Annotated in this window: 20 protein-coding genes; 5 read left to right on the forward strand and 15 right to left on the reverse strand. The window is 72.1% G+C overall.

Annotation, left to right across the window (positions count from 1 at the left end; translation table 11 throughout):
• Window positions 1–63: 63 nt before the first annotated feature.
• Window positions 64–660, reverse strand: a complete 597-nt coding sequence (gene pdxT, locus FB554_RS06560) for a pyridoxal 5'-phosphate synthase glutaminase subunit PdxT (protein WP_236022311.1) — start codon at window positions 658–660, stop codon at window positions 64–66.
• Window positions 661–808: 148 nt separating this feature from the next.
• On the opposite strand from pdxT, the gene FB554_RS06565 reads away from it, so the two are divergent.
• From FB554_RS06565 to FB554_RS17310, 3 genes are read left to right on the forward strand one after another with little or no spacing between them, the layout of a single operon-like run.
• On the forward strand, window positions 809–2,203 hold the full coding sequence (locus tag FB554_RS06565; RefSeq protein WP_211344542.1) for an OFA family MFS transporter: 1,395 nt from the start codon (window positions 809–811) through the stop codon (window positions 2,201–2,203).
• A complete protein-coding gene (locus FB554_RS17075) occupies window positions 2,200–2,352 on the forward strand; it encodes an MFS transporter small subunit (RefSeq protein WP_170206724.1) in 153 nt (50 codons plus the stop codon). Before FB554_RS06565 ends, FB554_RS17075 begins: the two co-directional genes overlap by 4 nt.
• Window positions 2,353–2,410: 58 nt before the next feature.
• Window positions 2,411–3,559, forward strand: a complete 1,149-nt coding sequence (locus tag FB554_RS17310) for a GNAT family N-acetyltransferase (RefSeq protein WP_236022312.1) — start codon at window positions 2,411–2,413, stop codon at window positions 3,557–3,559.
• 15 nt (window positions 3,560–3,574) lie between these two features.
• On the opposite strand, the gene FB554_RS06575 is transcribed toward FB554_RS17310, so the two are convergent.
• The 3 genes from FB554_RS06575 to FB554_RS06585 form a co-directional block, all read right to left on the reverse strand.
• Window positions 3,575–3,745: a PH domain-containing protein gene (locus FB554_RS06575; RefSeq protein ID WP_236022313.1), complete on the reverse strand. Its 171-nt coding sequence runs from the start codon at window positions 3,743–3,745 to the stop codon at window positions 3,575–3,577.
• 168 nt (window positions 3,746–3,913) lie between these two features.
• Window positions 3,914–4,957, reverse strand: coding sequence for a zinc-binding dehydrogenase (locus FB554_RS06580; protein ID WP_142005239.1), 1,044 nt, complete (start codon window positions 4,955–4,957; stop codon window positions 3,914–3,916).
• A gap of 49 nt (window positions 4,958–5,006) precedes the next feature.
• Complete coding sequence (locus FB554_RS06585) at window positions 5,007–6,260, reverse strand: MFS transporter (protein ID WP_142005240.1); 1,254 nt, start codon at window positions 6,258–6,260, stop codon at window positions 5,007–5,009.
• Between the two features lie 141 nt (window positions 6,261–6,401).
• On the opposite strand from FB554_RS06585, the gene FB554_RS06590 reads away from it, so the two are divergent.
• The gene (locus FB554_RS06590; protein WP_142005241.1) at window positions 6,402–7,295 is read left to right on the forward strand and encodes a helix-turn-helix domain-containing protein; all 894 of its coding nucleotides are present in this window, start codon (window positions 6,402–6,404) and stop codon (window positions 7,293–7,295) included.
• 32 nt (window positions 7,296–7,327) lie between these two features.
• Here FB554_RS06590 and pdxS read toward each other — a convergent pair whose 3' ends face one another.
• The 6 genes from pdxS to FB554_RS06620 all read right to left on the reverse strand — a co-directional run bounded on the left by pdxS (window position 7,328) and on the right by FB554_RS06620 (window position 12,205).
• Window positions 7,328–8,275, reverse strand: coding sequence for a pyridoxal 5'-phosphate synthase lyase subunit PdxS (gene pdxS, locus FB554_RS06595; RefSeq protein ID WP_236022314.1), 948 nt, complete (start codon window positions 8,273–8,275; stop codon window positions 7,328–7,330).
• Between the two features lie 86 nt (window positions 8,276–8,361).
• Complete coding sequence (locus FB554_RS06600) at window positions 8,362–8,937, reverse strand: LemA family protein (RefSeq protein WP_142005242.1); 576 nt, start codon at window positions 8,935–8,937, stop codon at window positions 8,362–8,364.
• Entirely contained in the window at window positions 8,937–10,094 is a 1,158-nt protein-coding gene (locus FB554_RS06605; RefSeq protein ID WP_142005243.1) for a glycosyltransferase family 4 protein, read from the reverse strand. The genes FB554_RS06600 and FB554_RS06605 overlap by 1 nt, the downstream gene beginning before the upstream one ends.
• The gene (locus FB554_RS06610) at window positions 10,091–11,011 is read right to left on the reverse strand and encodes a phosphatidylinositol mannoside acyltransferase (protein ID WP_142005244.1); all 921 of its coding nucleotides are present in this window, start codon (window positions 11,009–11,011) and stop codon (window positions 10,091–10,093) included. The genes FB554_RS06605 and FB554_RS06610 overlap by 4 nt, the downstream gene beginning before the upstream one ends.
• Entirely contained in the window at window positions 11,008–11,634 is a 627-nt protein-coding gene (gene pgsA, locus FB554_RS06615) for a phosphatidylinositol phosphate synthase (RefSeq protein WP_142005245.1), read from the reverse strand. Before pgsA ends, FB554_RS06610 begins: the two co-directional genes overlap by 4 nt.
• 28 nt (window positions 11,635–11,662) lie before the next feature.
• Window positions 11,663–12,205 carry an HIT family protein gene (locus FB554_RS06620; protein WP_420809465.1) on the reverse strand — a complete coding sequence of 181 codons (543 nt, stop codon included), beginning with the start codon at window positions 12,203–12,205 and terminating at the stop codon, window positions 11,663–11,665.
• 87 nt (window positions 12,206–12,292) lie between these two features.
• Between FB554_RS06620 and FB554_RS06625 the strand changes: the two genes are divergently transcribed.
• The gene (locus FB554_RS06625; RefSeq protein WP_142005246.1) at window positions 12,293–12,730 is read left to right on the forward strand and encodes a nitroreductase family deazaflavin-dependent oxidoreductase; all 438 of its coding nucleotides are present in this window, start codon (window positions 12,293–12,295) and stop codon (window positions 12,728–12,730) included.
• Here the strand turns inward: FB554_RS06625 and FB554_RS06630 are convergent.
• The 5 genes from FB554_RS06630 to thrS form a co-directional block, all read right to left on the reverse strand.
• On the reverse strand, window positions 12,664–12,987 hold the full coding sequence (locus FB554_RS06630) for a hypothetical protein (protein WP_142005247.1): 324 nt from the start codon (window positions 12,985–12,987) through the stop codon (window positions 12,664–12,666). The two genes, FB554_RS06625 and FB554_RS06630, sit on opposite strands and share 67 nt — an antisense overlap.
• A 2-nt stretch (window positions 12,988–12,989) precedes the next feature.
• Window positions 12,990–15,359 carry an HNH endonuclease signature motif containing protein gene (locus FB554_RS17795; RefSeq protein WP_142005248.1) on the reverse strand — a complete coding sequence of 790 codons (2,370 nt, stop codon included), beginning with the start codon at window positions 15,357–15,359 and terminating at the stop codon, window positions 12,990–12,992.
• Window positions 15,360–15,675: 316 nt separating this feature from the next.
• Window positions 15,676–16,143, reverse strand: a complete 468-nt coding sequence (locus FB554_RS06640; protein ID WP_170206798.1) for a GNAT family N-acetyltransferase — start codon at window positions 16,141–16,143, stop codon at window positions 15,676–15,678.
• A gap of 53 nt (window positions 16,144–16,196) precedes the next feature.
• A complete protein-coding gene (locus FB554_RS06645) occupies window positions 16,197–16,649 on the reverse strand; it encodes a DoxX family protein (protein WP_142005250.1) in 453 nt (150 codons plus the stop codon).
• Window positions 16,650–16,803: 154 nt separating this feature from the next.
• Window positions 16,804–18,801: a threonine--tRNA ligase gene (gene thrS / locus FB554_RS06650; protein WP_142005251.1), complete on the reverse strand. Its 1,998-nt coding sequence runs from the start codon at window positions 18,799–18,801 to the stop codon at window positions 16,804–16,806.
• Window positions 18,802–18,886 lie beyond the last annotated feature (85 nt).

Below are 18,886 nucleotides of genomic sequence, written 5' to 3' on the forward strand. Positions count from 1 at the left end.
CCCTCGTACCCGTCCGTCGTGCCGATCTCGCTCGCCGGTCCTGGCCCGCGAGCCTGGTCGATCCTACCCAGCGAGCGAATCGACGAACGCGGCGTGCACCCGGTGGTCACCGGTCACCTCGGGATGGAAGGACGTCGCGAGGAGGTGACCCTGGCGTACGGCCACGACCCGGCCCGCGGCCGGGCCGGACGGAACGGTCGCCAGCACCTCGACCTCGGGGCCGCTCGCCTCGACCCACGGCGCGCGGATGAACACAGCGTGCACCGGGCCGCCCGCCACGCCCGTGAGCTCGAGGTCGGTCTCGAACGAGTCGACCTGCCGGCCGAAGGCGTTGCGCCGCACGATCACGTCCAGACCGCCGACGGTCTCCTGGTCGGGCTGACCGTCGAGCACCTGGTCGGCGAGCAGGATCATGCCCGCGCACGAGCCGTACGCCGGCAGCCCGTCCGCGATCCGCTCGCGGAGCGGGGCGAGCAGGTCGAACGTCCGCAGCAGCCGGATCATCGTGGTCGACTCCCCGCCGGGCAGCACCAGCCCGTCGACCCGTTCCAGCTCCTCGGGCCGGCGCACGGGCACGGCCTCCGCCCCGCTCTCGCGCAGGGCGACCAGGTGCTCGCGCACGTCGCCCTGGACGGCCAGGACTCCCACGGTCTTGCTCACGACGGCGAGCGTAGGTCGCGCGGCCCGCGCGGGGTCGGACGGTCTCGAACCTGACCCCTCGGGGTGACGCAGGACAGGCCTTCGCATCACTAGGTTGAAACCTGCACTACGACCAGTGCACCGTCACCTGCATCACGGAGGCTTTGCCTTGGCGTTCCTCGACAAGCAGTCATCGGTGGCCGGGAGCGGCTACAGCCGCTGGCTGATCCCGCCCGCCGCGTTGGCCGTCCACATGTCCATCGGGCAGGTCTACGCCTTCTCGGTGTTCAAGACCTCGCTCGTCGAGCGGTTCGGCTCCTCGCAGACCGCCGTGGCGTGGGTGTTCTCCATCGCCATCGTCTTCCTCGGGCTCGCGGCGGCGTTCGGCGGTCGCTGGGTCGAGCGCAACGGGCCACGGCGGGCGATGCTCGTGTCGGCGGTCTTCTGGTCGGTCGGGTTCCTCGTGGGCGCGCTCGGCATCGCGACCGGCCAGCTGTGGCTGCTCTACCTCGGGTACGGCGTGCTGGGCGGCATCGGGCTCGGCATCGGCTACATCTCCCCCGTCTCCACGCTGATCAAGTGGTTCCCCGACCGGCCCGGCCTCGCCACCGGCATGGCGATCATGGGCTTCGGCGGCGGCGCCCTGGTGGCCGCTCCCCTGTCGAACCAGCTGCTGCGCTGGTTCGACAGCGACTTCGACCCCAACGCGCGCGGCGCGGTCGCCTCGACCGAGGCGCTCACCAGCACCTTCGTCACGCTGGGCCTGATCTACGCGGTCTTCATGATGATCGGCGTCGCCCTGATCCGGCTCCCTCCGGGATACGGCGGCCACGACGACGAGGTCGCCCACCAGCCGGGTTACGGCGGGGCGCTCGTGCGGGCCACCGAGGCCATGCGCACCCGGCAGTTCTGGTTCCTGTGGGTCGTGCTGTTCTGCAACGTGACGGCCGGCATCGGCATCCTCGAGCAGGCCGCGCCGATGATCCAGGACTTCTTCCGCGAGAACGGCGCGTCGACCGTATCCGCAGCAGTGGCAGCCGGATTCGTCGGAATGCTCAGCGTGGCGAACATGCTCGGCCGGTTCGCGTGGTCGACGACGTCGGACATCATCGGCCGGCGACGGACGTACATGATGTATCTGGGCGTCGGGGCCGTGATGTACGCCCTGCTCGCGACCGTCGGCAACTCCGCCACCGGCATCTTCGTGGTGCTGGCGCTGGTGATCATCTCGTTCTACGGCGGCGGGTTCGCCACCGTGCCGGCCTACCTGAAGGACCTGTTCGGCACGCTCGAGGTCGGGGCGATCCACGGCCGGCTGCTCACCGCGTGGTCCGCGGCCGGTGTTGTCGGCCCGCTGATCGTCAACGGGTTCCTCGACGCCGCAGGGCATCCCGGCAACCTGGTGGCGTCGGACTACCGCCCGGCGCTGCTCACGATGGTGGCGATCCTGGTGGTCGGCTTCGTCGCGAACCTGCTGATCCGGCCGGTCGACGAGAAGCACTTCGACCCGCTGGCGCACGCTGCGCGTGACGCCGAGCCCGTGACCGATGGAGGTGTGCGATGAACGACCGCGGAAACGACGAGCTCGAGGTCCCGGGCGGGTCCGACAGCAGCATGGCCCTGGTGGTGGCCGCGTGGGTGGTCGTCGCCATCCCGCTCCTGTACGGCGTGTGGCAGGCGATCCTGAAGGCGCTGCAGCTGTTCGGTGGCTGAGCGCTGAGCGCTGAGCGGTCGGGCCGACAGGTCGGGGCCTGGCCCTAGGCTCGGCCGGGTGACCGCTCCCGCACCGGTGACCGTCCGACCGCGCCGCGACGACGACCTGCCTCGGCTGGTCGAGGTCCTCGCCGCGCAGCAGCCGACGTCGCGCTACCCGCTGCGCTGGCCGCTCCCGTTCCCGCCGGAGCACTTCGTGCGGCGCGCGACCGAGCGCTCCACGTGGGTGGCCGAGGTCGACGGCACCGTGGTGGGTCACGTGTCGTTGACACAGGTCCTTCCCGACGACCCGTTCGCCGAGCAGTGGTCCCGCGGCGCGGACCGGCCGGTCGCCGAGCTGCTTTGCGTGTCAGTGCTTTTCGTGGCTCACGACGTCGTCGGGAGCGGTGTCGGCGGGCGGTTGCTGGACGTGGCGGTGAGCGCCGCGCGAGGCGAGGGCGCCGCGCCGGTCCTCAATGTCGTACAGCGGCACTCGCGGGCGGCCGCCGTCTATCGGCACCGCGGCTGGGTCGAGGTCGGCACCGGCCGGCCGGACTGGCTGGGCAACGAAGAGCCCGACGTGCTGCTGATGGTGCTTCCGGACGGCGTGGCCGGCGACGACGCGCCGGCGAACGATCGATCCGCCTGGCTGACCACCACGCACCGCTGGAGCAACGACGTCGACGGCGAGCATCTGGCGCAGGTGCGCGAGCGGCTGAGCCGCCCTGGGGTCGCCGGCGGGCGACGCCACCTGATCCTCGAGGTGCTCGCGTACGCCGACGACGAGGCTGCCCGGCTGGGGCGCGTCGGGACGGCCGTGGTGACGACCCATCCCGACGGGACGGTCACGATCAGCGACGACGGCCGGGGCACCGACACCCGCCGTGACGGGCAGGGCCGCGTCGTGCGCAAACCGGTGATGGCGACGCCGGACGTCCGTTTCCAGGACGAGGCCGCCGCTCCCCTGCTCCCCGACGGGCTCCCGCGGCGCGGCATGTCGAGCGTTGCTGCGCTCAGCAGCGTGCTCGTGCACGAGAACCGTCGCGCGGACGGGTCGTGGTCACAGACCTATCGGCACGGCCTCCCCGACCGCGAGCTCGCCCCGGTCGCGGGTGGCGGGCGGCCCGGGACGAGCGTGTCGTTCCGGGCCGACCTGGACGGACCGGTCGACCTGACCCCGGAGGACCTGCACGCCTTCCGCTGGCTGCGGGTCGAGCTGGGCACCTGACACGACGCACAGTGCTCAGCGATCGGCGGCGTTGATTCGGTGGTTCGTGATGCAGAAGCCGTCACGCAGCATCTTGTACGCGCTCTGGACCTGCTCCCCTTCCAGCAACCATGGGCCGTACTCGGCCGCCGCCTGCTGCTGGTCGATCTGCTGCATGTTTCCTGCGAGCCCGTGAAGAATCCCCATGCGCAGATCCTGCCTGCGCATGGGGATTCCAGGGGCCGTTTCGTCGAACCGGCCAGCCGGCTGACTACTTCGAGGTAAACGTCACGTCTGCGCGCTCGAAGTTGTCGTTGTTGAGCACGGTCACACCGAACATCACATGCTTGACGTCCTCGGTTATCGCTCGGCTGGTCACAGTCGCACCAGCACCTTCAGGCTGCGCCGCTCGTCCATGTCCCGGTAGCCACCGGGCACTCCGGCGAGGTCGGTCTCGACGTCGAACACCTTCCCGGGCTCGATCGTCCCGTCGAGGATGTCGGGCAGCAGCTCCTCGATGTACGCCCGCACCGGCGCAGGCCCGCCGGCCAGCCGGACGTTGTGCCGGAACAGGCTGCCGAACCCGATCGGCGCCTCCTCGTACTGCGGGACTCCGACCCGGCTGATCACCCCGCCCGGGCGGACGACGCCGAAGGCCTGCTCGTAGGCCGGCAGGTGCCCGACCGCCTCGAGCACCGCGTGCGTCCCCTGGCCGCCGGTCAGCTCGCGCACCCGGGCGACGCCCTCCTCGCCGCGCTCGGCGACGACGTCGGTCGCGCCGAGCTCGCGCCCGAGGTCGGTGCGCGCCGGGTGCCGCCCCATCAGGATGATCTGCTCGGCGCCGAGCCGCTTCGCCGACAGGACCGCGAGCAGTCCCACCGCGCCGTCGCCGATCACGGTCACCCGGTGGCCGGGTCGGACGCCAGCCATCTTCGCGGCGTGGTAGCCCGTCCCGAGCACGTCGGCCAGCGTCAGCAGCGACGGGACCAGCGCCGAGTCGGCGGCCACCGGCAGCTTCACGAGCGTGCCGTCGGCGAGCGGCACGCGCACGGCCTCGGCCTGCCCGCCCTCGTCGTCGATGCCGTCCCAGAAGCTCGCCTCGTGGTGGGCGCAGGAGGTGTGCAGCCCCTCGCGGCAGAACGCGCAGGTGCTGTCCGAGATCGCGAACGGCGCGACGACCAGGTCGCCCGGTCGCAGCGTCACCACCTCGGGGCCGACGTCCTCGACGACGCCGATGAGCTCGTGCCCCATCCGCGCCGGGCCGCTCCCGGGCGCCATCGAGCGATAGGGGTGCAGGTCGGACCCGCAGACGCAGGACGCGGTGATCCGCACCAGAGCATCCGTGGGGTTCTTGATCCGCGAGTCGGGGACGTCCTCGATCCGGACGTCGCCGGCGGAGTGCATGAGGGTTGCGCGCATCGTTGAATCTCTTTCTGTGACAGCGTGATTGGTGTACGTATGGCGCAGGTCAGCGCGACCCGGCCGGGGAGCCCGCGGCCCGGCCCGATCGGCGAGCCAGGAGAGCGAGCACGCCGACCGGGATCAGCGTGAGCGCGACGAATGCGGCGCCGACCAGGGTGGGTCCGGTCAGCCCGAGCGGGGTCGCGATGACCGCCCCGGCAACCGCGGTGCCGATCGCGGTCCCGACGTTGAAGGCCGCGACGCTGAGCGCCGAACCGAGGGTCGCCGCGCGTCCCGCGAACCCGACGGCGAGGTGGATGAGCACGCTGTTGGCGCTGAGCCCGAACAGACCGAGCACCACCAGCAGGGCGACCGTGGCTCCGGTCGAGCCGGTGAGCAGCGCCATCGCGAGCAGGACGAGCGTGGTCACCGCGGGCGTCACGACCGTCACCAGGTGCGGGTGCGCGTCGCCGAGACGGCCGCCGACGATCGTGCCGACGAACGACCCGACGCCGAACCCGGTGAGGACGAGCGGCACGAGCGACGCGGACAGGCCCGCCCGCTCGACGAGCACCGGAGCGACGAAGGAGTAGGCCGCCAGCACCCCGCCCGTGGTCGTCACGCACGCGGCGAGCACGAGCCACAGCCGCCCGGAGCGCAGGTCGACGAGCTCGGACAGCATCGTCGCCGACGGCGCGTGCGGCTCGTCGCGTGGGACGAGCCGCTCGACGAGGACCACGGCCAGCGCGGCCGCAGCCGCCAGCGCCCAGAAGGTGCCTCGCCATCCGACCTGCTGAGCGACGTACGCCCCCAGGGGCACTCCGAGGACGGTCGCCAGCGAACCGCCCGCAGCGACGATCCCCACGGCGCGCGAGCCGAGCGCGGGTCCGGCGGCGCGGGAGGCCACGACGGCCGCGACCGCCCAGAAGGCGCCGGTGGCGAGGGCGGTGACGAACCGCGCCACGAGCAGGGCGGAGAGGCTCGAGCCCAGCGCGACGAAGACGTGCCCTGCGACGAAGACCACCAGCGCCAGGAGCAGCGTGAGCTTCTGCGAGATGCGCATCGTGGCCAGGGTCATCACCGGAGCCCCGATGATCATGCCGACCGCGAAGACGGTGATGAGCGAGCCGGCCTGGCCCCACGAGATGCCGAGGTCGCCGGCGATCTCGGGGAGGATCCCCGCGACGACGAACTCGGTGGTGAGCATGAGGAACGTGCCGAGCGCGAGCACGTGCACGACGAGCGGGAGGCGCCGGTCGGGCGTGGCCGCGTCGGGGGTGCGCGGGCCGCCGGCCGGGGCCAGGGTGGATGTGTCTGACATGGAAGAACTACCTCAGCGGGTGCGGACGTGGATCGGTCGTGATCCATCGGACCGCCGTTCCCGCGGGTGGGGAAGGTCGGAGTTATGGGGGCAGAATCTCGACCCCTCTCCGGGCGGCGGGTGCGCGTAGCGTCGTCGGTCATGGACAACCGCGCCGACATCCGCGACTTCCTCGCCACCAGGCGGGCGAGGCTCACCCCCGACCAGGTCGGCCTGCCCACGAGCGCCCGGCGCAGGGTGCCCGGGCTGCGCCGCGAGGAGGTCGCCGTGCTCGCCGGCGTGAGCACCGAGTGGTACACCCGGCTGGAGAAGGGGCACATCGCCGAGGTGTCGGCCGAGGTGCTCGACGCGGTGGCGGCGGCGCTACGCCTCGACGACGACGAGCGCACCTACCTGCACGACATGGCCCGCGCCGCCAAGCCCGCGCACCGCCGGGCGGACCGCCGGCGCCGCGACGCCACGGTCGCCCCGCAGGTGCAGTGGATGCTCGACTCGGTGACGATGTCGGCCGCGTTCGTGCGCAACGGCCACCTCGACGTCCTCGGGTCGAACGCGCTGGGGCGGGCCCTGCACGCGCCGATGTTCGCCAGCCCGACGACGACGGCGGCGGGCGTCCCGAACTTCGCGAGATACCACTTCCTCGACGAGTCCTCGAAGGACTTCTTCGTCGAATGGGCCGACGGCGCGGCCGCCACCGTGGCGCTGCTGCGCGCCGAGGCCGGCCGCGAGCCGTACGACAAGGCGCTGCGTGAGCTGATCGGCGAGCTGTCCACGGCCAGCGAGGAGTTCGCCTCCTTCTGGGCCGCGCACGACATCCGGATCCGGCACGAGGGGATCAAGCGGTTGCGGCACCCGGCCGTCGGCGAGATCGAGCTCACCTATCAGTCCGTGACGCTTCCCACCGGGCAGCGCGCCTGGCACGACCTGTCGTTCTACACCGCCGAGCCGGGGTCGGCGCACGAGCAGCAGCTGCAGCTCCTGGCGAGCTGGGCGGCGCCGGCCGGTCCGGAGACGAGCCCGCGCACCGTGGGCTGACGTCCGGTCGGCAGCTCAGGCTGCGGCCGGGGTCACAAGCCGCGGTCGGCCAGCCGGGTGAACTCCGTGGCGTGCTCGGTGCCGCCCGACTTCGACCACGGGACGTTGATGCCGACCATCGCGTCGCCGAGGCCGCGCGACACCTTGGCGATCACGTCGGGGTCGTCGAAGAAGGTGGTCGCCTTGACGATCGCCGCGGCGCGCTCGGCGGGGTTGCCGGACTTGAAGATGCCCGAGCCCACGAACACGCCCTCGGCGCCGAGCTGCATCATCATCGCGGCGTCGGCGGGGGTCGCGATGCCGCCGGCGGTGAACAGCACGACCGGCAGCTTGCCCTGCTCGGCCACCTCGCGGACGAGGTCGTGCGGCGCCTGGAGCTCCTTCGCGGCGACGTACAGCTCGTCGGGGGCCATGCTGCGCAGCCGGTTGATCTCGGCCCGGAGCGTGCGCATGTGCGTGGTCGCGTTGGACACGTCACCGGTGCCGGCCTCCCCCTTGGACCGGATCATCGCCGCGCCCTCGGTGATGCGGCGCAGCGCCTCGCCCAGGTTGGTCGCGCCGCACACGAACGGCACGGTGAACTCCCACTTGTCGATGTGGTGGGCGTAGTCGGCGGGGGTCAGCACCTCGGACTCGTCGATGTAGTCCACGCCCAGGCTCTGCAGCACCTGCGCCTCGACGAAGTGGCCGATGCGCGCCTTGGCCATCACCGGGATCGAGACCGCCTCGACGATGCCCTCGATCATGTCGGGATCGCTCATCCGCGAGACGCCGCCCTCGGCGCGGATGTCGGCCGGCACCCGCTCGAGCGCCATGACCGCGACGGCGCCGGAGTCCTCGGCGATCTTGGCCTGCTCGGCGGTGACGACGTCCATGATCACGCCGCCCTTGAGCATCTCGGCCATGCCGCGCTTGACCCGGGCGGTGCCGGTCTCGCGGGTGGTGTCGGGCGCGGTGGTGCTGGGGAGCGTGGCAGTCATGCGGCCAGCGTACGACCACGCGGAGGCAGCAAACGGCCATCGCGGCTCTCGTGGCACCTAGAGGCCACGGCCGGTTGGGGCAGTGACTACAGCGTCGCCGGCAGCGAGTCGTCGAAGTCGATCGACTGCGGCAGGGCCGTGCGGCCGGCGAGCCGGAACCAGCGCACCAGTCGCTTGGCCCGCACCCGGCGTACGTCCCGCACGGCGTCGTTGTAGAACCGCCGCGACAGCTGCACCCGCTTGCCCGCGCTCGCGATGAGCGCGACCCCCTCGGCGCCCGCTCCCCCGCGCTCGCGCAGGTCGGCGACCACCTCCGGCGTGAGCACCTCCGCCAGCGCCTCGGTGAGCGCGTTCTCGGCGGCCTCCCGGTCGGGGCGGATGCCCTGCTCGCGCACCTCGCTGGTGACCTCTTCGTGGTCGGCCATCTCCAGCGAGGCCGTCGCGGCCGCGCCCAGGAACAGGGACGACACCTGGTCCAGCCCACCGGACCGGGCCAGCTCCAGGCTCGCCTCGGCGCGCCGCACCAGCTGGGCGTCCAGCGCCGACACGGTGCCCTCGACACGCCCGTGCAGCCGGTCGAGCCGGGCCGCCGTGTAGGTCAGCCGCCACGCGATCAACGACACCAGGGTCACGACCAGCGCGACCCACGCGACGATCTCCATCAGCCGCTCCCCCAGCGCCGCAGGGTCCGGCCCGAGGCCGGCGGGGCGTAGCCGGCGATGGCCGTCTCGTAGACCGCGAGGATCTCGTGCGTCACGACCGACCAGTCGAACTGCCGCGCCCGCGCGAGCCCGTCGGCGCGCAGCCGTGCGCGCCGGGTCTCGTCGCGCAGGAGCGAGATCGCTTCTGCCGCAAGGCTTTCGGGGTCCTCGTTGCGGAAGTGCGCACCGACGCGGCCGTCGTCGAGCACCCGCCGGAAGGCTCCCAGGTCGCTCGCCAGCACCGGCGCGCCGGCGCTCATCGCCTCGATGAGGATGATCCCGAAGCTCTCGCCGCCGGTGTTGGGCGCGCAGTAGACGTCGGCCGACGCGAGCAGGCGTGGCTTGTCGGCGTCGCTCACCGCGCCGAGCATCTCGCAGGCCGCCACGACCTCGCGCGGCTGGCCCGCCAGCGCCTCCTTGGCGTCGCCGGGACCGGCGACCAGCAGGCGCAGCCCGGGGATCTCGCGCAGCATGCGGGGCATCGCCCGCAGCAGCACCGGCAGCCCCTTGCGCGGCTCGTTGATGCGACCGAGGAAGGCGATCGTCGGCCGCTCGGGCGTCCCCTGCCACTCCGGACGGGGCGTCGCTCCGGCGAACCGGTCGACGAACACGCCGTTGGGGATGATCACGGCGTCGCCGCCCAGGTGCGTGGTCACGGTGCGGCGGGCGTCCTCGGAGACGGCGATGCGCGCGCTGAGCTTCTCCAGGCTCGGCTGCAGGAAGCCGCCGAGGGTGACCAGCAGGCGCGATCGCAGCTGGGAGGTGTGGAACGTGGCGACCACCGGACCCTCGACGGCGAACATCGCGAGCATGGACACGCTGGTGGTGATGGGCTCGTGCACGTGGATGACGTCGAATCCGCCGCGCTCGATCCAGCGGCTGACCCGGGCGGCGGTGACCGGCCCGAACGTCAGGCGGGAGACCGACCCGTTGTACGGCACGGGCACCGCCTTGCCCGCCGACGTCACGAAGTCCGGCACGGGGGTGCCGTCGTCGGCCGGCGCGAGCACGCTCACCTCGTGCCCGAGGCCGATCAGGCTCTCGGCGAGGTCCTGCACGTGCAGGTTGACCCCGCCCGGCACGTCGAAGGAGTACGGGCTGACGATCCCGATCCTCATCCGGGCCTCCGCCGCGGGAGGTCGTCGGTGAAGACCCGCTGCATCACGTGCCAGTCCTCGGTGTGCTCGCGGATGATCACCGACAGGTCGTCGACGCACCGCTGGGTCAGCGCCGCGATCTGGGCGTCCCGGGCGAGCCCCTCGGGCGGGTCGTACGGCCCGCCGAACGTGCCGACGACGTCGTACCTGCCGTCCGGGCGTCGTTCGTAGTGCACCCCGAGGCTGAACAGCGGCGCCCCGGAGGCCACGGCCAGCGCGGCGGGCCCGGCGGCGGCACTGGCGGCGTGGCCGCAGAGGGTGACCGGGATCCCGCTGGTCGTGAGGTCGCGGTCGGCGAGCAGCGGGATGAGGGCGCCGTCGCGGGCGGCGCGCAGCAGCTGGCCGAACGCGCTCTGCCCACCGGTGAGCGGCAGGATCGTCATGCCGAGCGCCTCGCGGAAGGACAGGAACTCCTCGAACAGCTCCTCGGGCTCGAGCCGCTCGGCGACGGTCGTCACGGGGGCCAGCTGGGTGGTGGCCCAGGCTCCGAGCATGTCCCAGTTGCCGAGGTGCCCGAGGAACAGCACCCCCGGGCCGCCGGAGTCGAGCTGGGCCCGCAGCGCCTCGATGCCGGGCAGGCGCACCCGGTCGACGAGCTCGTCGATCGTCATGTCGGGCAACCGGAAGGCCTCGCACCAGTACCTCATGTACGACCGCAGCCCGGCGAGCACCAGCGCGTCCAGCTCCGCGGGCCCCAGCTCGGGGCGGACCCGTGCGTAGTTGGCCCGCAACCGGTCCACGCCCTTGCCGCCGCGCCGGTGCATGACGCGGGCGATCCCGTCGAAGGCGGCGTACGCAGCCCGCTCGGGCATCCGGCGTACGGCCGCCCAGCCCAGGCGATAGGCAGCCAGCGTCGCCCGGTCGGCGAAGCGGCTCATGACTCCGGGGTGGCGGCCGGGCCGAGCGCCTGCCGGCGGACGGTCAGGATGCGCTGCAGCACGGTGACGAGGCTGGCGACGGCGAGCAGCGCGAGCACGACGGTCAGCACGACCTCGGGCAGCCCCAGGCCCACCAGCCCGGTGGTGACGAGCACGGCGACCAGCCGGTCGGCGCGCTCGGCGATGCCGACGTTGGCGGTCATGCCGAGGCCCTCGGCGCGCGCCTTGGCGTAGCTCACGACGCTGCCGAGGATGAGGCAGGCCAGGGCCAGGGCGGCCATCAGCGTGTTGGCGCCGTCGCCGGCGTAGTACATGACCAGCGCGCCGAAGATCGCGGCGTCGCCGACCCGGTCGAGGGTGGAGTCGAGATAGGCACCCCACTTGCTGGAGCGCCCCGACATGCGCGCCATGACCCCGTCGATCGTGTCGGAGAAGACGAAGAGCGTGATGATCAGCGTCCCGAGGAAGAACTCGCCGCGGGGGTAGAAGGCCAGCGCCCCGAGGCTCACGCCGAGGGTGCCGACCAGGGTGACGACGTCCGGACTGATGCCGAGACGCAGGAAGAGCCGGGCCAGCGGGGTGAACAGCTTGGTGAACAGCGCCCGCGCGAATCGGTTCAGCATGGTGCGCTCAGCGTACTGACCGCGCAGCTCAGGACGGCCACGCCTCGACCAGGGCCTGTCGCGTGTCTTCCAGCAGCACTGGCAGGGCCTTGGTCTGGCCGACGATCGGGAGGAAGTTGGAGTCGCCTCCCCAGCGCGGCACGACGTGCTGGTGCAGGTGCGCGGCCACCCCGGCTCCGGCGATCTCGCCCTGGTTCATCCCGAGGTTGAACCCCATCGGCGCCGACGCGCGCTGCAGCGCGCGCACGGTCGCCTTGGTGAGCGCGGTGAACTCCAGCGTCTCCTCGTCGGTGAGCCCGACGTACGCCGGTTCGTGGCGGTAGGGACAGATCAGCGCGTGCCCGGGGTTGTAGGGGAACAGGTTGAGCACGACGTAGCAGGTCTCGCCGCGGTGGACGATGAGTCCGTCGGCGTCGGACTTGTGCGGCGCGGCGCAGAACGGGCAGCCTTCCCCCGGCTCGTCGGCCGGCTTCTCCCCCTGGATGTACGCCATCCGGTGCGGGGTCCACAGCCGCTGGAAGCCGTCCGGCACCCGCGCGAAGTCGGTCTCGGGCTCGGTGGCGTCGGTCACGGGCACGATCCTAGGCGGAGCCGGAATCGAGTCCGGACCCGCGATGTTGTCGCGATGGACGCCTGTCCCCAGACGAGAGGAACACCGATGCCCCTTCACGGAGAGCTCGCCGAGGAGAAGACCCCCTGGGTCGCCGAGCAGCTGGCCGCCATCGACGCCGCCGGGACCACCGAGGTCGCCGACGTGCAGGGCATGAGCGTGGCCGTGTTCACGATCCGCGGCCGCAAGTCGGGCAAGCTGCGCCGCGTGCCGCTGATGCGGGTCGAGCACGACGGGGCGTACGCCCTCGTCGCCTCCAAGGGCGGCGCGCCCGAGCACCCGACCTGGTACCTCAACGTGACGGCTCACCCTGAGGTCGAGGTGCAGGACGGCACGCAGCGGTTCGACGGGGTCGTGCGTGAGCTCAGCGGCGACGAGCGCGAGCAGTGGTGGGAGCGCGCGGTCGCGGCCTACCCGCCCTACGCGGAGTACCAGACGAAGACCGACCGGCAGATCCCCGTGCTGGTGGTGGAGCGCACCGCCTGAGCGGGGCGACGCCGCCGGTCACTCCGGCCGCGGTCATCCGTGAGGGCGGCGAGCTGGTCGAGAACGACGGCGAGCGGCTGCCCGTGATGTGGCGGGATCTCCGGCGCGACGCCGGGGATCGCGACGCCGGGGATCCCGCCGAGCGGGGCGCTGGCGACGGTGGCGAGGCCGGCGGACTCCCTGGTGCTGTGCGAACCGTGCTTGCGCTCTATCCGGAAGCCGTCCTGCCGCTGCTGCGCGGCGCCGCCCGGGCGCACGGTCAGAAGGGTGGCGGGTCGTGGTCGGGGTAGGTGATGAGGGTGTGGCCGGCGAGGTTGGTCCAGGTCATGACGCCGTCGGGGCTGATGGTCACGGTCCAGGCGCCGGAGTGCTTGGCGAGGTGGTGGCTGCGGCACAGGCGCGCGAGGTTGGTCGGGGTGGTCTTGCCGTGGCGCGGCCGGCCGTAGGGGTCGACGTGGTCGTTGTCGGCGTACTCGGCCGGGCGGGTGCAGCCGGGGAAGCGGCAGGTTCGGTCGCGGAGGCCGACGAAGGCGGCGATGCCTGCGGTGGGCCGGTAGGCGTGGGTGGTGTGCTCGCGCAGGGTGCCGGTGGTCTCGGACAGCAGGGCCCGGCCGGCGGTGTGGCCGACGGCGTCGAGCAGGCCGGGGACCAGGTCGGCCGGGATGACGCCGACGCCGTCGACGGTGATGTCTCCGGGGTGGCCGGGTGCCCAGGGGTGTCCCGGCCCGCCGCGAGGGTTGCCGGCGGTGTCACCACTGCTGTCGTCCGCGGCGCCGTCCAGGGCGGGGCGGCCGGGGCGTAGCAGGTGGTTGAGCAGGCTCAGGTTGTCGATGGTGCCGGTGACGGCTTCGAGCCAGGGGTCGGGCCGCACCCGCCGCCCGGGCGGCACCCACGGCGGCAGGGCGTCGCTGCTGTCCAGCGCGCCGGACCCGTCGGCCTCGCTCGACCCGTTGCCTACGTGGGCTGCACCGGTCGCGACCGTGGCAGCCTGGGCATCGCGGGCAGCCTGGAGCAGGGGTCCGAGGTCGGCGGGTGTGCCGTCGGGCCCCGCGGGCCAGTCCGGCGGGATCTCGATCACGAGGGGTTCGTCCTCGGGCGCCACGATGTCGTCCTCGTGCGGCGCCTCGAGGTCGTGATCGGGCGGCCGAGTCTCGAGGTCGCAACAAGTCGGCCGAGCCTCGAAGGGTTCGAGGTGCCCCGCCCTGTCCTCGTCCTGATCGCGACGTTCGGGGTCAGGGTGGTCCGGGGGCGGAGGGTGGTGCTCGAGCCAGGTGGTGAAGCTGTCGGGGTCGATGATGACTTCTTGCGTGGGTCGCAGCGCCAGGCTCATGCCGGTGGCTTGCATGGCCGGGCCGAGGTCTTCCCAGGCGCGTAGCGCGGCGTGGTCCTCAGGGGCGCGGACCGGGATCAGGAAGGTGCAGTCGGCCTGCACCTGGGCGTTGGCCAGCAGCAGGTCGCTCAGGGCCTGGGTGCGGCACTGCGCCAGGCTCGGCGCCTGCCGCTGCGCCCCCTCACGGGCCTGATGGGCGGCCTGGTCGACCACCCCGACCGGCTGCTCCTCACCCGGCTGCTCCTCGCGGGGCTGCTCCTCACCCGGCCGCTCTTCGCGGGGCTGCGCCTGGCCCAGCTGCTCCTGGTCGAGGCGTTCCGTGCCGGCCTGGTCCGGCACGGCCCGGGCGAGCTGGCGCTCTTCCTCGGGGGTGCCGTCGGCGGGCTGCTGCTGGTGTTGGGTGCGGTAGGCCCAGGCGAGCTTTTCGATCGCGGTCTTGATCTGCGCGGCTTGTTCGGTGCGCAGGGTGGCTTTGAGGTCGGTGGTGCCACGGACCTTGCCGGGGGCGAACCAGACGCCTTCGGCCTGCCGGATCCGCCGTTCCCGGGACCGGGCGGTGACACCGGCGTCGATCTCGGCGACCGCAGCGGCGGCGCGTTTGCGGGTGGTGGTCGCGGTCCAGGACCCGATCCCACCGCGGGCACCGGTCAGCATCGCGTGCTCCAGCTGGGCCCCGGCCCAGGCCTGGTCGGGCTCGGCCACATCGATCAGCGCATCGGTGACCGCGGCCACGCGGGCCCGGTCGATGGTGCCGTCGGCGAGCTCGTCGACCAGGACCGGTGTCAGGCACACCGCATCCACGGCCTCGCGCATCCGTCGTGCCGCGGTGCGCGGCCCCCACTGCAGCAGCGCAGCGACGTCGCTGACCGCGCGGTCTGTCAGGTCACCCAGCCGCCCCCGAGCGGCCCGGTGCCCCGCCGCGGGGCGCCCGTCGCCCAGCGGCAGCATCGCGCCCAGCCGGCCCTGCTCTTGGAGCGCCTCGACATCCGCGCCCGCCGCGACGTCACCGCCGGGGTCCGTGCTGCCGGTGGTGACGCCACCGTCGGTGTGCGGGTCGTAGTGGGTGATGGTGCCGGCGTGCTGGGCCAGGCGGTGGGTCTGGATCGCTTCGGTCAGGTCGATCAGCGTCTGGGTGTCGCGGATCTGGGCCAGGACCTCCCCCGGCCCGGGGGCGGGTTCGGTGCTGTTGCGGATCTGGGCGTAGGCCGCTTCCAGGGCGTCGCGTGCGGTGGCCAGGTGGGCAGCGACCGGCCCGTTGCCGGGGTGCCCGGCGTGGGTGGCGGGGTGTGCGCTGCTCATGCCCCTATCGTACACGTGTTCGAACAGTGTGCAAGCGGTTCGAACGGATGAATTTTGCTGCGGGACAAGGCTTTTCGCTGCTCAGGGTCGTTCTGTGGGGCAGGTGCAATCGCGGCCGGGCGACCAGGCCGTGGCGTCGGTGTGTCGACGTGGCCCAGGTCTAGCAGCAGGCACCGACAACGACCTGTCGGCAGCGTCGAGAGGGTCTCGATACGCGCTCCTTCGTCGCGCTACTCGACCAGCGTGGACGTGCCACTCGACCAGCGTGGGTGCTACTCGACCAGCATGGACGTGCTACTCGACCAGCGTGGGAGCGCTACGGACGTGGCGGGACGCGCAGCTCCATCAGCCGCTCACCGGGCGCGGTGAAGCCGACCCGCTCGTACAGCGTCCGAGCCTTCGGCTCCGCGTTGAGCTGGAAGCGCTCGACGCCCTGCGCCACTCCCCACTCGACCGCGTCGCGCAGCATCCGCTCGGCGATACCTCTCCCCCGGTGCGTCGGGCGCACGAACACCAGCGCCACGTGCATCCAGGCCGTCGTGGGGCGCCGCAGCGACGGCAGCTTGCGCACCATCGCGGTCTGCACCAGGCCGACCGGGTTGCCGTCGGACTCCTCGGCCAGCCACGTCGGCCGGCGGTCGACGTCGAGGAGCCAGGCGTCGGCGTACTCGGTGAGGAAGCCGGGCCGGGCGTCGGCGCCGTCCTCGCGGTCCATGGCCAGGACGAGGGCTGCGACGCCCAGCGCGTCGTCTCGCTCGGCCTGCCGCACCTGAATCGGGTCCACGGCGGCAGTGAAGCACAGCCGCCGTGGACCCATCGATGGTCAGTCGTACGAGATCAGGCGGCGGCCGTTGCCGGCTGGCTCACCCGGGAGCGCCCGAGGACGACCTGGTCGACGCTGAAGCGCCCCGCCCCGGTCGCAGCGAGCAGGAGGCCCAGCGCGCCGATGACGGCGACGAGCTCCCAGCCGCCGTCGGTCACGAACACGCCGGCCTCGCGGTGGGCGAACCAGAAGGCGCCGAACATGTTGATCGCCACGAGCACCCCGACCAGCGGCATCAGGGCGCCGACGATCAGCAGGATGCCCCCGCCGAACTCGACCAGCGCGGCGAACCACGCGGCCGCCTGGGGCACCGGGATGCCCATCTGGCCGAATCCGTCTGCGGTTGCGGCGATTCCGTTGTCGAACAGTTTCTGCGCCCCGTGGGCCACGAGCACTACTCCCAGGATGACCCGGGCGATCAGCAGGGCGGTATCGGTGAGAACGGGCGGCTGCGACAGTCGCTTCATGCGGCCAGAGCGTAAGCGAATCGACGCTTATCAAACACCTTCAGCCTGTGTATGAAAGTTCACGCGCGACAAGGGAACTCGCGCCCTGACAGCGAGTCTCTCGACAGGCTGTGACGCACCTGTGACTTCACGCGGACCGCCACGAACGAGCCGGTCACTCCGGCGAGGTCGTCACCTGCTCCTTGCCCTCGACCGCGGCCAGGATCTCCTCGATCGCCTGGTCGACAGGCACCCCGTTGCGCTGCGACCCGTCGCGGTAGCGGAACGACACCGCACCGGCGTCGCGGTCCTCACCGCCGGCGATGAGGACGTACGGCACCTTCGCCTTGCTCGCGTTGCGGATCTTCTTGGGGAAGCGGTCGTCGCTGTCGTCGAGCTCGACGCGAATCCCCTTGGCGCGCATGCGATCCAGCACCTCGCTCAGGTACGGGGCGAACTCCTCGGCCACCGGCACCCCGAGCACCTGGACCGGCGAGAGCCAGACCGGGAACGCTCCGGCGTAGTGCTCGACCAGCACGCCCAGGAAGCGCTCGATCGAGCCGAACTTCGCCGAGTGGATCATCACCGGACGCTGGCGGCTGCCGTCGGACGCGGTGTAGGTGAGGTCGAACCGCTCGGGCTGGTTGAAGTCGTACTGGATCGTCGACATCTGCCAGGTGCGGCCGATGGCGTCGCGCGCCTGCACCGAGATCTTCGGGCCGTAGTACGCGGCGCCGCCCGGGTCGGGCACCAGCTCCAGGCCGGAGCGCGTCGCGACGTCCTCGAGAACCCTTGTGGCTTCTTCCCATTCGGCGTCAGAGCCGATGAACTTGTCCTTCTTGTCGCCCTCGGTCTCGCGGGTCGACAGCTCGAGGTAGAAGTCGTCGAGGCCGAAGTCGCGCAGCAGCGACAGCACGAAGTCCAGCAGGTGCTGGATCTCCTCGGCCGCCTGCTCGCGCGTGACGTAGGAGTGGCTGTCGTCCTGGGCGAAGCCGCGCACCCGGGTGAGCCCGTGCACGACGCCGGACTTCTCGGCGCGGTAGACGTGCCCGAACTCGAAGAGCCGCAGGGGCAGCTCGCGGTAGGACCGGCCGCGCGAGCGGAAGATCAGGTTGTGCATCGGGCAGTTCATCGCCTTGAGCCGGTAGTCGGTCTCGTCGACCTTGAACGGCGCGAACATGCTCTCGGCGTAGTACGGCAGGTGGCCGGAGGTGTGGAAGAGCGCTTCCTTGGAGATGTGCGGGGTTCCGACGTACTCGAAGCCCTCGTCGATGTGCCGCTGGCGGACGTAGTCCTCCATCTGCCGCTTGATGACGCCGCCGCGGGGGTGGAAGACCGGCAGGCCGGAGCCGAGCTCCTCGGGGAAGGAGAACAGGTCCAGCTCCGCGCCGAGCTTGCGGTGGTCGCGCTTCTCGGCCTCGGCGAGCCGGTCGAGATAGGTCTTCAGCTCCTCCTTGGTCGGCCAGGCGGTGCCGTAGATCCGCTGCAGCTGCGGGTTCTTCTCCGACCCGCGCCAGTAGGCACCGCCCGAGCGCAGCAGCTTGAACGCGTTGCCGAGCACCTTGGTCGTCGGCACGTGCGGCCCGCGGCACAGGTCGCCCCACGCGCGCGAGCCGTCGCGCCGCAGGTTGTCGTAGATCGTCAGCTCGCCGGCGCCGACCTCGGCGTCGGCCCCCTCTGCCGCGTCGGCGGCGCCGCCCTTGAGGCCGATCAGCTCGATCTTGTACGGCTCGCCGGCCAGCTCGGTGCGCGCCTCGTCGTCGCCGACGACGCGCCGGGCGAAGGTCTGCCCCTCGTTGACGATCTTCTGCATCGCCTTCTCGAGAGCCTTGAGGTCCTCGGGCTGGAAGGGCTCGGCGACGTCGAAGTCGTAGTAGAAGCCGTCCGTGACGGGCGGGCCGATGCCGAGCTTCGCGTCGGGGTTGACCTGCTGCACGGCCTGGGCGAGCACGTGCGCGGCGGAGTGCCGCATGATCGCAAGACCCGCCTCGGAGTCGACGGTGATCGGCTCGACCGCCGCGCCGTCGGCCAGCTCGCGGAACAGGTCCTGCTGCTCACCGTCGACGAGCATCGCGACGACCGCGCGGTCGTCGCCGAACAGGTCGGTGCCCGTCGTGCCCTGCTCGACCGATCGCTCGTCTCCGGAGACGGTCAGGGTGAGCTGCGCGGGCATGGGTACTCCTGGCTGATCGAGGTGATCGGTGTGGGGCGTACGGCCGGTCAGGCGGGCGTACGTCGGTCCAGGCTAGCGATCCGCG

The organism is Barrientosiimonas humi (genome assembly GCF_006716095.1).
GTDB lineage: Bacteria > Actinomycetota > Actinomycetes > Actinomycetales > Dermatophilaceae > Barrientosiimonas > Barrientosiimonas humi.

What these genes read in the sequence shown, in the direction of transcription:
- FB554_RS06610 (WP_142005244.1), bottom strand. Translation starts at nt 11,011, where the DNA reads ATGAGCCGCTTCGCCGACCGGGCGACGCTGGCTGCCTATCGCCTGGGC.
- FB554_RS06600 (WP_142005242.1), bottom strand. Translation starts at nt 8,937, where the DNA reads ATGGAGATCGTCGCGTGGGTCGCGCTGGTCGTGACCCTGGTGTCGTTG.
- FB554_RS06585 (WP_142005240.1), bottom strand. Translation starts at nt 6,260, where the DNA reads ATGTCAGACACATCCACCCTGGCCCCGGCCGGCGGCCCGCGCACCCCC.
- FB554_RS06625 (WP_142005246.1), top strand. Translation starts at nt 12,293, where the DNA reads ATGCCCCTTCACGGAGAGCTCGCCGAGGAGAAGACCCCCTGGGTCGCC.
- FB554_RS06575 (WP_236022313.1), bottom strand. Translation starts at nt 3,745, where the DNA reads ATGGGGATTCTTCACGGGCTCGCAGGAAACATGCAGCAGATCGACCAG.
- FB554_RS06590 (WP_142005241.1), top strand. Translation starts at nt 6,402, where the DNA reads ATGGACAACCGCGCCGACATCCGCGACTTCCTCGCCACCAGGCGGGCG.
- FB554_RS17795 (WP_142005248.1), bottom strand. Translation starts at nt 15,359, where the DNA reads ATGAGCAGCGCACACCCCGCCACCCACGCCGGGCACCCCGGCAACGGG.
- thrS (WP_142005251.1), bottom strand. Translation starts at nt 18,801, where the DNA reads ATGCCCGCGCAGCTCACCCTGACCGTCTCCGGAGACGAGCGATCGGTC.
- pdxS (WP_236022314.1), bottom strand. Translation starts at nt 8,275, where the DNA reads ATGACTGCCACGCTCCCCAGCACCACCGCGCCCGACACCACCCGCGAG.
- FB554_RS17075 (WP_170206724.1), top strand. Translation starts at nt 2,200, where the DNA reads ATGAACGACCGCGGAAACGACGAGCTCGAGGTCCCGGGCGGGTCCGAC.
- pgsA (WP_142005245.1), bottom strand. Translation starts at nt 11,634, where the DNA reads ATGCTGAACCGATTCGCGCGGGCGCTGTTCACCAAGCTGTTCACCCCG.
- FB554_RS06605 (WP_142005243.1), bottom strand. Translation starts at nt 10,094, where the DNA reads ATGAGGATCGGGATCGTCAGCCCGTACTCCTTCGACGTGCCGGGCGGG.
- FB554_RS06580 (WP_142005239.1), bottom strand. Translation starts at nt 4,957, where the DNA reads ATGCGCGCAACCCTCATGCACTCCGCCGGCGACGTCCGGATCGAGGAC.
- FB554_RS06645 (WP_142005250.1), bottom strand. Translation starts at nt 16,649, where the DNA reads ATGAAGCGACTGTCGCAGCCGCCCGTTCTCACCGATACCGCCCTGCTG.